Raw genomic sequence first — 11,433 nt, 5'->3', positions numbered from 1 at the left:
AAGTCGCGCCCCGCAAGGAGTTCATCACCAGCTCCGCCGCCACCCTCGACCGCTCACGGATCGACGCCTGAGGAATCGCACAGCGGTGCCCCCACCCAGCCCGGTGGGAGTACCGCTGTGCGGGCCTCCAAGGCACCTTCAGGCCCGTTCAGGGGGGCCTGGAGGATGCCGAACCACCCGGGGGTGGAGCCATCAGCTCCACCCCGGGGTGGTTCTCCGGTGCCTGCGCGCTCCGTAGCATCGATCGCCACGGGGGAGCCTCGCCCGGACCGCCCACGAAACGCGGTCTGCCGAGGCGTACGGATGAGGCACCGGGAGGACGACGGCGTGGCGCGCAACGAATGGACTGCCTGGCCCGTGCGGGAGTCGCTGACCCACCTCGGAGTCCCGCGCGGTCGTATCGTTCTCGATCTGCTGCTGATGGCCGCCCTGTCGACCTGGGCGCTCTCCAGCGCCTACGCATCCGGTGACTTCGCCGGAGCCCTGGGTGTGATTCCGCCGCTCGGGCTTCTGGTGGCCGCCGCCGCGGTCGTCGGCTACCAGCGAACGACCCTGGAGAACCGGCTGGTACCTTCCCTCGCCTTGCTGGCCACGGTTACCGCGCTCGGGTGGAGTGCCTCGCTGGTGGACGGCCCCGTTCCGGCCACCGTGCTGTGGATCACCGCATCGCTGAACGCGATGGAGCGACTTCCGCTCGGCTGGGGCCTGGGCCTCGCAGTGCTGGGGGCCTCCTTCGTGGTGCTCAGCTTCAGTGCTGGGCCCGGCGCCTGGATCACGTTCGGCGGGGTCCTCCTGGCCGGTTTCTCCCTACGTCTCGACGCCCAGGCCCGTGGCGCCGGATTTCGCCTGCTCGCCCAGGAACGGGCTGCTCGGGAGGCCGAGGCGTTCTCCGCGGCCCTCGCGGAACGCGCCCGTATCGCCCGTGAGATCCATGATGTCCTCGCGCACAGCCTCTCCGCCCAACTCGTCCATCTGGAAGCGGCGCGGCTACAGATCGAACGCGGCCCCGACGGCCCCTTCCGGGAGCAGATCCTGGAACGGGTGGTGGCCGCCCGGGGTATGGCCAGGGACGGGCTCGCGGAGACCCGGCAGGCGCTCTCCGCGCTACGCGGCGAGATCGCCCCCATCGAGGACTACCTGCGGGAGTTGGCCCAGGCCGACGGCACGGAGACCGAGGTCGCGGGGGAGGGGTGGCAGTTGACCGCGGAGATCTCCCAGACCATCCGGCGGGTGGCCCAGGAGGCGCTGACCAACGCCCGCAAACACGCGCCGGGGGCGAGGGTACGGATGCTGCTCTCCTACGACCGGGCCGGAGTGACCCTGGAGGTGCGCGATTCCGGAGCGCGCAAGGACAGCGGCGAACTCGGTTCTTCTGGCTCCGGGTACGGTCTGCTGGGGATGCGGGAGCGGGCGGAACTGCTCGGTGGCACCCTGGATGCGGGACCGGAGGGAGAGGGCTTCGTGGTGCGGCTGCGAGTGCCGGTATGAGCGAGTGGACCACCGGGAAGCCCCCGAACCCCTCCGTGCTGCCTCAAGCAGGTTCGGGAGTGCGGTCGTGCGACGTGGTTGCCGCGGGCGAAGAGGTCGAGGCGAAGACGACCGCGGTCACGGACCGAGGGCTTGGGGAGAGCGCTGATCCGGCCATGCCGGCGCCCGCCCGCGTGGTGGTCGCCGACGATCAGACGGTGGTGCGCGAGGGCATCGTGATGCTGCTCGGGCTGCTGCCCGGAATCGAGGTCGTGGGCGCGGCCAGGGACGGTACGGAAGCGATCGCCCTCGTGGCCCGGCTCGCCCCCGATGTGGTGCTGATGGATCTGCGGATGCCCCGCTGCGACGGGGTGGAGGCCACCCGTCGTATCCGCGCGCATCATCCTGGCACCCAGGTGGTGGTGCTCACCACCTACGCGGACGACGCCTCGCTGTTTCCCGCGTTGCAGGCCGGAGCGCGCGGATACCTCACCAAGGACGCGGACGGCGAAGAGATCGCCAAGGCTGTCCGGGATGTGATGGCCGGGCAGGCTTGGCTCTCGCCCGCTGTGCAGAGCCGGCTGCTGGAGCGGCTGACCAGCGGACCAGAACTGGCCACACCCAGGCTGCCGGACGGGCTGACCAGCCGCGAGGGTGAAGTGCTCGCTCTGATCGCCGATGGCCTCACCAACATCGAGATCGCCCACCGGCTGCACATCTCGCATGCGACCGTGAAGACCCACATCAACAACCTCTTCACCAAGGCGGGCATCCACGACCGGGCCCAGGCGGTTCGCTATGCCTACCGGCAGGGCCTGGCGCAGCCGCCTGGGAACAGTGTCACCTGATGGTGTGAAGCATCGGGGGAGAAGAGTCCGAGATCTTCCCACTCTGTCCATCCTTGGGCACGCGGCCGAAACGGTTCGCTGACAAGGAGAGTTGAGCGGTGGAGAAGCAGGCAGGGCGGCACGCGGCGGCGGTGCGGCTCGATGACCCGTGGTGCGACGCACTCGGCTCCGGTTGGAGCGAACCCCTGGATTCGGGCCTGGGGTGGGGAGCCATCCCGGCCGAAGTCCCGGTGCCCGGCTGGGGAGCGCATCGGGCCCTCGATGCTCCCCCGGGCGAGGAAGAGTGGCCGGGACTCGACCCTCGGGCCCCCGGCGGCTGCGAAGCGCTGACCCCTACATCCGGCCATGCCCATCCTCAGCACGGTGATCGTCTCAGTACCGCCGACATCTATCTGGAGGTCCAGCGCAGCGACGCATTCCAGCGGGTACGCCGCCGCTACCGAGGATTCGTCGTACCGGTCGGACTCGCCTTTCTGCTCTGGTACTTCGGCTATGTGATCGCCGCCATCGCCGCGCCCACCCTGATGGCCCGGCCGGTCGTCGGCGCGGTGAATGTGGCGATGCTCGCCGGACTGGCGCAGTTCCTCACCACCTTCCTCCTCACCTGGGCCTATGCCCGACACGCCCGGCTGCACCGGGACCCCGAGGCGCTGGAGTTGCGGTGGTTGGTCTTTGACTGGGACAGAGCGCGTCGAATCGCTCCCGGGGAGCACGGCGAGCCCGGCGAGCCCGGATCGGCCGGTCGGGGGAGCGGGCGATGAGCGGCGATCACCAGACCCTGGCACTGCTGCTGTTCAGCGCGTTCGTCGCGGCGACCCTGGTCATCACCAGCAGGGTCAGTCGCGGCAGACAGGGCTCACCGGAGGAGTTCTACGCGGGCGGTCGTCTGTTCTCCCCCATGGAGAATGGTTTCGCCATCGCCGGGGACTATATGTCCGCCGCCTCCTTCCTCGGCATCTCCGGACTGATCGCCCTCTTCGGCTACGACGGAATGCTCTACTCCGTTGGGTTTCTGGTGGCGTGGCTCGTGGTGCTGTTCTTCGTCGCGGAACTCGTCCGCAACTGCGGTCGTTTCACCCTCGCCGACGTCATCGCCTCGCGTATGCGAGAACGCCCGGTGCGGATCGCGGCGGGTACGTCCTCGGTCATCGTCTCCGTGTTCTACCTGGTGGCGCAGATGGTCGGGGCGGGCAGCCTGGTCGCCCTCCTGCTCGGCGGCACGAGTCAATCCGCGCGCTCGTGGGCCGTGGTCGGGGTGGGCGCCCTGATGGTGGTCTATGTGTCGTTCGGTGGGATGCGGGCCACCACCTGGATTCAGATCGTGAAGGCCGTCCTGCTGATGGCGGGGGCGCTCACCCTGACCGTGCTCGTGCTCGTACGGTTCCACGGCGACGTCAACGCACTGCTCAGCACGGCCGCGGAGCGCAGCGGCCATGGCCGTGAGTTCCTCGCGCCCGGGCTGAAGTACGGCGGGAACTGGACCGCCCGGCTGGACTTCATCAGCCTGGGTCTGGCGCTGGTGCTGGGCACGGCGGGCCTGCCGCACATCCTGTCCCGCTTCTACACCGTGCCCACCGCACGGGCGGCACGACGCTCGGTCGTCTGGGCCATCGGACTCATCGGCGGCTTCTATCTGATGACGATCGTGCTGGGCTTCGGGGCCGCCGCGGTGGTCGGCACCGCTGAGGTCCGTACATCCGGCGCTGCTGGGAACACGGCCGTACCCCTGCTCGCACTCGACCTCGGCGGTGGAGCGGGCACCACCGGAGGAACGATTCTGTTCGCGGTGGTGGCCGCAGTGGCCTTCGCCACGATCCTGGCCGTCGTCGCGGGAATCACCCTGGCCTCTTCGGCTTCGGTCGCCCATGACCTGTACAGCGCGCTGAGGCGCCCCCGGTCCCGACAGCGCAGCGAGGTCGCCGTCGCCCGGATCGCCGCGGCCGGTATGGGAGTGGTCGCCATCGGGCTCGGGCTGCTGGCGCGCGACCTGAACGTGGCCTTCCTGGTCGGGCTGGCCTTCGCGGTTGCCGCGTCCGCCAACCTTCCGGTGCTGTTCTACTCGCTGTTCTGGCGGAACTTCACCACCCGAGGCGCGGTGTGGTCGGTGTACGGGGGGCTGGTTCCAGCCGTATTGCTGGTGGTGTTCTCTCCGGTGGTGTCGGGCGGTGCGGAATCCCTCTTCCCCGGGTCCGACTTCCAACTCTTCCCCCTGCAGAACCCTGGTCTGGTCTCCATCCCCCTGGGATTCCTCGCCGGGTGGATCGGCACACTGCTCTCCTCGGAGCGGCCGGACGCCGCCAAGCACGCGGAGACCGAGGTACGAGCGCTGACGGGAGCCGGTGCGGTGTGAGGCGAGGCGAGGCGCTTGCCGTCCCCGTGGCTATGGGGTCGGCAAGCGGTGAGCTCACCCGCGGGTGGAGATCACCCGGCGTGGGGCCACGGTCAAGGTGCTACCCGCGACCACCCGCCCTCTGCCCTCGGCCGAGGCCAGCGCAGCCCTGCGAGTCCCGACCACCCCGGAAAACGACTGTGGTGCGCTCCCAGGGGCGGAGGAACGGCGCGTTCACCACCGGAGAGGCGTGCGCCCACCGCGCTGGGCAGTGCTTCTGGGAGGGCCGTCCGCCCGACCTGGTCCCCATCCCCGGGCCAGTGGGCTCAGTTGCCCGATGACCAGCGGTAGAGGTGTTCCGGGCGGCCCGTCTCCCCGTAGCGGAGGCTCAGGCTGACCCTGTTGGTGCGCTCCAGCAGTTTGAGATAGCGCTGTGCGGTCTGTCGACTCAGACCAGTGCGCTCGGCGATCTCCTGTGCGGACAGCGGGTGCTCCGCCATCAGAAGCACCTGGCGGACGGTGGCCGCCGTCGCCGGTGAGTGCCCCTTGGGTAGATCGGGGGTGAGGGAGCTGGCGGACAGTGCACCGAAGATGCGGTCCACCTCGGCCTGTTCTGCTTCACCGCCCCTGCTCAGGGTGCGGCGCAGTCCCGCGTACGCCTCCAATTTGGTGCGTAGCCCGGCGAAGTTGAAGGGCTTCACCAGGTACTGGAGTGCGCCATGGCGCATGGCCGCCTGCACGGTGGCCACATCGCGCGCCGCCGTCACCATGATCACATCGGTCTGATGGCCCAGCCGGCGCAGCTCCCGGACCACGGCCAGCCCATTGCCGTCCGGCAGATAGTGGTCCATCAGGATCAGATCCACCGGTGAATCGTTCATCCTCGCCAGCGCGTCCGCGGCGGAGTGGGCCTTCGCGGAGACCTGGAAACCGGGCACCTTGGCCGCGTAGGCCGCATTGATCTCCGCTACCCGGACATCGTCGTCCACGACCAGAACATCGATGAGCCCACCGCCGTGGGGGCCCGCACAGCCGCGTCCGCTTCCCGCGGTGTATCCGTCCTTCATCGGGCCTCCCCGACTGCGGCCGGTTCCGGTTCGAGCTGTTCCGGTCCGGTCAGCTCGCTGAGCGCCTCGGGGAGTACGACGGTGAACTCGGCGCCTCCACCCGGTGCCTCCTCCACCCGTGCGCTGCCGCCCTGCCGCTCCGCCGCCCTGCGCACCAACGCCAGCCCGAGGCCACGCTTGCCGTGGGCCGGGAGCTTCTTGGTGGTCCAACCCTCGGTGAAGATCAACTCACGCTGCGCGGGGGGCACTCCGGGGCCGGTGTCGGTCACCCGAAGGACCACCGTACGGCCCTCCGCATGCAGCTCCACCTCGATCTGGGCGTCCTCACACCCGGCCGCCGCATCCATCGCGTTGTCCACGAGATTGCCGACGACGGTGACCAGCCCGCGGGGGTCCACCAGCCGATCGGGGAGCAGGGTGTCCGGGGACACCCGCAGTGAGACTCCGCGCTCGGCGGCCACGGTGGCCTTGCCCACCAGGAGTGAGGCGAGCAGTGGATCGTGCACCTTCTCGGTGACCTGCTCGGCGGTGGCCCGATGGACCCCGACCACCTCCGTGATGAACTCGACGGCCTCGTCGTGCATCTCCAGTTCCAGCAGACCGAGCACCGTGTGCATCCGGTTGGCGTGCTCATGGTCCTGGGCGCGTAGCGCGTCGATCAGACCGCGGGTGGAGTCCAGCTCCCGGCCGAGCTGCTCCAGCTCGGTACGGTCGCGCAGGGTGGCCACCGCGCCACCGTCGTCGGTCGGCATCCGGTTGGCTATCAGAACGCGCTGGCCGCGGACGGTCACCAGATCCACTCCGGTGACCCGGCCCGCCAGGACATCGGTGGTCCGGCCCTCGCCGAGCACCTGGTCGAGGGGGAGCCCCTTGGCATCCGGTCCGATGCCGAGCAGCCGCTGCGCCTCGTCGTTCATCAGCCTTATCCGGCCGTGCGCGTCAAGGGCGACAACCCCTTCACGTATGCCGTGCAGCATTGCCTCCCGCTCGGCGAGCAGCGCTGAGATATCTGAGAAGGCCAGGTCGTGGGTCTGCCGTTGGAGTCTGCGGGAGATGAGGTAGGCGGCCAGTGAGCCCGCTGCCAGGGCGCCGCCCGCGTAGAGAAGCAGTCCCGGAATGGCGGAGAACAGCCGGTCGCGGACGCTGTCGTACTCGATGCCGACCGACACCGCTCCCACGATGCGGCCGGTGTTGTCGTGGAGCGGAACCTTTCCTCGGGCCGAGCGGCCGAGGGTGCCGCTGTCGATCTCCATGATCTCGTCGCCGGCCAGGGGCGCGCTGGGGTCGGTGGAGACGACTCGACCGATCTCCTCCAGCGAGGTGTGCGACCAGCGGACCCCACCGGTATCCATGATCACGATGTACTCGGCGTCCGTGGCCTGCCGGATGCGCTCGGCTTCCGCCTGGACCGGCCCCTGAGGTGTGGGGCGGCTCTTCATGAGCTTGTCGGCGACCTCCGGGGACGCGGCGGTCTGCGCGATGGCCAGCGCCCTGCGCATCGCCTGGTCATCCAGCTGAGCGCTGAGCGGGGCGAGGAAGAAGCCGGTGGCCAGCACTGTGACACCGGCGGCGATGGCCAGCTGCATCAGCAGGACTTGGGAGAAGACCCGCTGGGGCCAGCCGAACCGCCGACGTCTGGCCGGGGCGGTCGGTTCGGGGCTCATGGATAGGAACGGTAAGGGGCGATCGGCCCATTCTGAAATCTCTTCCGTCACACTCAACGCTCCGCAAGGTGATGAACACGGGTTCGACATGTGCGGACGCGTGTCGTCCGGTTTGCTTGCTTCCGGGCGGGGTCAGCCGGCGGCTCCAGGGGGCGCCAGACCCCGTGCCGGTAGGGGTGCTGTTCCGAGTGTGCAGCGGTCCCGGCCGCTCTGAGCTGGCCTTTCTCAGATGCGGCTGGTTATCGCACCTCAGCGGAGGGCGCGGGGGCGCACGTTCAGGGCAGCGGCCTCGGCGGGCGCGGCCCGTCGTACTGACCGCTCGGACGCAGCCGGAGCCCGGGTTCGCCGTACTCCTCCAGGGCGTGGGCGATCCAGCCCGCGGTACGGGCCACCGCGAACACGGTCTCGCCCGCCTCGGCCCGCATCCGTGCCGCCACCGACATCGTCGCCAGCGCCAGATCCACATTGCCGCTCATCCCCGTCTGCCGTGCCGTCGCCGACTCCACCGCACGGGCCGCGGCCAGGGCCGGGCCCGCGGCCGGAATGCGCGCCAGCGCGGCGAAGAGCGCCTCGGCGCGAGGGTCCTGGCCGGTGTAGAGCCGATGCCCGAGCCCGGGCACCTGGCGGCCGGCGCGAAGATGATCAGCGACCACCGCCGCCGCGCTGCCCCGCTCCAGCACCTCGGTGAGCATCCGATGGGCCAGACCGCTGGCCGCTCCGTGCAGCGGGCCGTCCAGTGTCCCGAGTCCGGCGGAGACCGCGGCATAGGGATGGGCGCGCGCTGATGCCGCCACTCGCACCGCCAGGGTCGAGGCGGCCAGATCGTGGTCGATGAGCAGGGCCAACGCGAGGTCCAGGGCCCGCAGGGACGCCTCGTCCGGTCTGCTGGCGGTCAGCCTGGCCCAGAGTCGCGCGGCGATGCCACCGCCGACGCGGGCCGGCTCGCCCACCGCGGGCAGTGCGTCGACCAGGGTCGGGATCAGCATCCTGGCGACGCCGAGCACCGCGTTCCGCCCGAGATCGAAGCGCAGCGGATCGGTGACTGACGCGGCGATGGTCACAGCCCGCAGCCGGTCGGCCGAGCTGCTGTTCTCCGGTAGGGCTTCGATGGCGCGACGGGCCGAGGCGAGCGCTTCGGGCGGTGCGGTGAAGTGGACGTCGGCCCGCAGGTCGCCGGTCCAGAGCCACTCCGCGATCTGCTCGTAGTGGTAGTGCTGGGCCAGTTCGACGGCGTCGACCCCGCGGAAGTAGTACCGGTCCTGGTCGATCAGGGTGATGCCGGTACGAATCCGCCAGGTGGTGTCCCCGCCCGCCGCCGGCTCCCGGCGGCCCCGCCGGACCAGTGCCTCGACCTCGCGGGCGTCGAAGGTGCTTCCCCGCCCGTCCGGGTCGCGCCGGCTGGAGAGCTGTCCGCGGCTGACATAGGCGTACACCGTCGCGGGTTTCACCCCGAGCCGTGCGGCCGTTTCCCGCGTGGTGAGCCGGGGGCCGCTGGCTGGGGGGTCCGTCATGTCCGTCACCAGGACACCTTACCGAATCCACAGTCATATTGATTTAATCAATATTGACAATGATGGAATCAAGCATGGACAGTCGAATCAAGTCTAAGGAGGACTCCATGCACAGCACCGCCGAAGCGACCTCACCCCGGGAATCCGCCGATGTGCCGCGCGGACTGGCGGGCGTCATCGTCACCGACACCGCCATCGGAGACGTACGCGGCCGGGAGGGCTTCTACCACTACCGCCAGTTCAACGCCATTGAGCTGGCCCAGAGCCGGGGATTCGAAGACGTCTGGCATCTGATGCTCCACGGCAGGCTGCCCCATGCCGCCGAGCGGGCCGACTTCCTGAGCCGGACCGCGTCCCTGCGCGCCGTGCCCGCCGGGATACGAGCCTCCCTGCCCGCGATCGCCCGCGCCTGTGCCCCCTCCGGTCCCCTGGCCGGACTGCGTACCGCGCTCTCGCTCCTCGGAGCCTCGGCCGGAATGCGCCCGGTGTACGACCTCGACCCAGCGGCCCGCCGCACCGACGCACTGACCGCCTGCGCCGTCGTACCCACCCTCCTGACGGCACTCCACCGCCTCGGCCAGGGCCTCGAACCGATCGAACCGCGCGCGGATCTGCCGTACGCCGCCAACTACCTCTACATGCTCACCGGCACCGAGCCCGAGCCCCGGCGGGTGCGCGCCATCGAGCGGTACCTCATCTCCACCGTCGACCACGGATTCAACGCCTCCACCTTCACCGGGCGGGTCATCGCCTCCACCGGCGCGGATGTGGTGGCCGCTCTGACCGGAGCGATCGGCGCGCTCTCCGGGCCCCTCCACGGAGGCGCACCGAGCCGGGCCCTGGACACCCTGGACGCCATCGGTACCCCGGACCGCATCGGACCCTGGGTCCGCGAACGAGTCATCGCGGGTGAGCGGATCATGGGTTTCGGCCATCCCGTCTATCGCACCGAGGACCCGCGCTCCCGGATGCTGCGCGGTATCGCGCGGGAGTTCGGGGGACCGCTGGTGGAATTCGCCGTCCAGGTGGAGGCCGAGGTGGAGGCGATCCTCGCCGAGTTGAAGCCGGGGCGGGAGTTGCACGCCAATGTGGAGTTCTACACGGGCGTCGTCATGGAGCTCTGCGGATTGCCGAGGGAGATGTTCACCCCGACCTTCTGTGCGGCCAGGGTGGTCGGCTGGAGCGCCAATATCCTGGAGCAGGCGGAAGACTCCAAGATCATCCGTCCGGCGGCCCGCTACACCGGCCCGCCCCCGCCCCAGCCCGTGCCCGCCCCCTGAAAGGCCCCAGGTGAGTCAGCTCCCCGATCCGAGCAAACAGATCCCCGTCATCGTCCTCGCGGGCTTTCTCGGATCGGGCAAGACCACCTTGCTCAACCATCTGCTCCGAGCCAGCCGCGGCACCCGCATCGGTGCCATCGTCAATGACTTCGGCTCGATCGAGATCGACGCCATGACGGTGGCCGGTCAACTCGGCGACTCCACGGTCTCCCTCGGCAACGGCTGTCTGTGCTGCGCCGTGGACGCCAGCGAGCTCGATCTCTTTCTCGACAGGCTCACCCGCCCCTCCGCTCGGCTCGATGTGATCGTCATTGAGGCGAGCGGCCTCGCCGAACCGTCCGAACTGGTCCGTATGCTGCTGGCCAGCGAGAACACCCGGATGGTGTACGGAGGCCTGGTGGAGGTCGTCGACGCGGCCGAGTTCGAGGCCACCCGCGAGCGGCACCCAGAGATCGACCGCCATCTCGCCCTGGCCGATCTGGTGGTGCTCAACAAGACCGACCGGGTGGACGCGGCCGTCCTGACACGGCTGCGGAAGACCCTTCAGGGCGCGGCAGCCGTGGTGGAATCCAGCTACGGACGGGTCGATCCCGAGCTGTTCTTCGACCGCAGGCCCAGCACCGAACGGGTCGGCCAACTCGCCTTCGACGACCTCCTCGACGACCATCCCGCGGATCCCCTCGGCGCCGACCACCCCGGATGCGCGGACGGCGCCGACCGCGCGCACGGTCTCCATCTCCACGCGGCCTATGAGAGCGCCGCCTTCACCGCGCGGGAGCCCCTGCACCCGCGCCGACTGCTGGACTTCCTCGACTCCCGGCCCGAAGGTCTCTACCGGATCAAGGGCTTCGTTGACTTCGGCACGACCGATCCCCGCAATCGCTATGCCGTACACGCCGTCGGCCGCTTTCTACGGTTCTACCCCGAGCCCTGGCCCAAAGACGCTCAGCGGCTCACCGAGTTGGTGCTGATCGGTTCGGAGATCGATGGGCCGGCGCTCCTGGAGCAGTTGGCCGCGGCCCGGATGGAGGCAGCGGAGACCGTCGAGGAGCGAAGCCTCTGGGGTGTTCTGCGCTATGTGCAGGACCCGGCGCAGGGCGCCGACGACTCATCGGACCCGGCGGAGGTCCCCCAGCAGTGGGAGCCGTGAGCCGCACACAGCCCGAGGCGAGATCCCCGAGCCGTGGGGGCCGTAGCCGACCGGGCTGATGGCTGGGTCGGCGGACGGGGGAAGGAGAACCGACGGGGGCGGGTGGGGCGCGAGGTT

General features: G+C 69.8%; 9 protein-coding genes. 6 read left to right on the top strand and 3 right to left on the bottom strand.

The window, feature by feature from the left end:
- Positions 1-327: 327 nt before the first annotated feature.
- From NBG84_RS36150 to NBG84_RS36135, 4 genes are all read left to right on the top strand, one after another.
- Positions 328-1,488, top strand: coding sequence for a sensor histidine kinase (locus tag NBG84_RS36150; RefSeq protein ID WP_250923940.1), 1,161 nt, complete (start codon positions 328-330; stop codon positions 1,486-1,488).
- A 155-nt stretch (positions 1,489-1,643) separates the two neighbouring features.
- Positions 1,644-2,315 (top strand): response regulator transcription factor, encoded by a 672-nt coding sequence (locus NBG84_RS36145; protein ID WP_250923941.1) that lies wholly within the window; start codon positions 1,644-1,646, stop codon positions 2,313-2,315.
- 98 nt (positions 2,316-2,413) lie between these two features.
- On the top strand, positions 2,414-3,076 hold the full coding sequence (locus NBG84_RS36140; protein WP_250923939.1) for a DUF485 domain-containing protein: 663 nt from the start codon (positions 2,414-2,416) through the stop codon (positions 3,074-3,076).
- A complete protein-coding gene (locus tag NBG84_RS36135; protein WP_250923938.1) occupies positions 3,073-4,665 on the top strand; it encodes a solute symporter family protein in 1,593 nt (530 codons plus the stop codon). Before NBG84_RS36140 ends, NBG84_RS36135 begins: the two co-directional genes overlap by 4 nt.
- A gap of 305 nt (positions 4,666-4,970) precedes the next feature.
- Here NBG84_RS36135 and NBG84_RS36130 read toward each other — a convergent pair whose 3' ends face one another.
- The 3 genes from NBG84_RS36130 to NBG84_RS36120 form a co-directional block, all read right to left on the bottom strand.
- A complete protein-coding gene (locus tag NBG84_RS36130) occupies positions 4,971-5,711 on the bottom strand; it encodes a response regulator (RefSeq protein ID WP_250923937.1) in 741 nt (246 codons plus the stop codon).
- Complete coding sequence (locus tag NBG84_RS36125; protein ID WP_250923936.1) at positions 5,708-7,375, bottom strand: ATP-binding protein; 1,668 nt, start codon at positions 7,373-7,375, stop codon at positions 5,708-5,710. Before NBG84_RS36125 ends, NBG84_RS36130 begins: the two co-directional genes overlap by 4 nt.
- Positions 7,376-7,650: 275 nt before the next feature.
- Positions 7,651-8,886 carry a citrate synthase gene (locus NBG84_RS36120; RefSeq protein WP_250923935.1) on the bottom strand — a complete coding sequence of 412 codons (1,236 nt, stop codon included), beginning with the start codon at positions 8,884-8,886 and terminating at the stop codon, positions 7,651-7,653.
- Between the two features lie 107 nt (positions 8,887-8,993).
- Between NBG84_RS36120 and NBG84_RS36115 the strand changes: the two genes are divergently transcribed.
- On the top strand, positions 8,994-10,166 hold the full coding sequence (locus NBG84_RS36115; RefSeq protein WP_250923934.1) for a citrate synthase: 1,173 nt from the start codon (positions 8,994-8,996) through the stop codon (positions 10,164-10,166).
- A 10-nt stretch (positions 10,167-10,176) separates the two neighbouring features.
- On the top strand, positions 10,177-11,316 hold the full coding sequence (locus tag NBG84_RS36110) for a CobW family GTP-binding protein (RefSeq protein ID WP_250923933.1): 1,140 nt from the start codon (positions 10,177-10,179) through the stop codon (positions 11,314-11,316).
- Positions 11,317-11,433 lie beyond the last annotated feature (117 nt).

It is taken from the genome of Streptomyces albipurpureus (assembly GCF_023701525.1).
Lineage (GTDB): Bacteria > Actinomycetota > Actinomycetes > Streptomycetales > Streptomycetaceae > Streptomyces > Streptomyces albipurpureus.
This window is presented reverse-complemented; position numbering and strand designations above follow the sequence as displayed.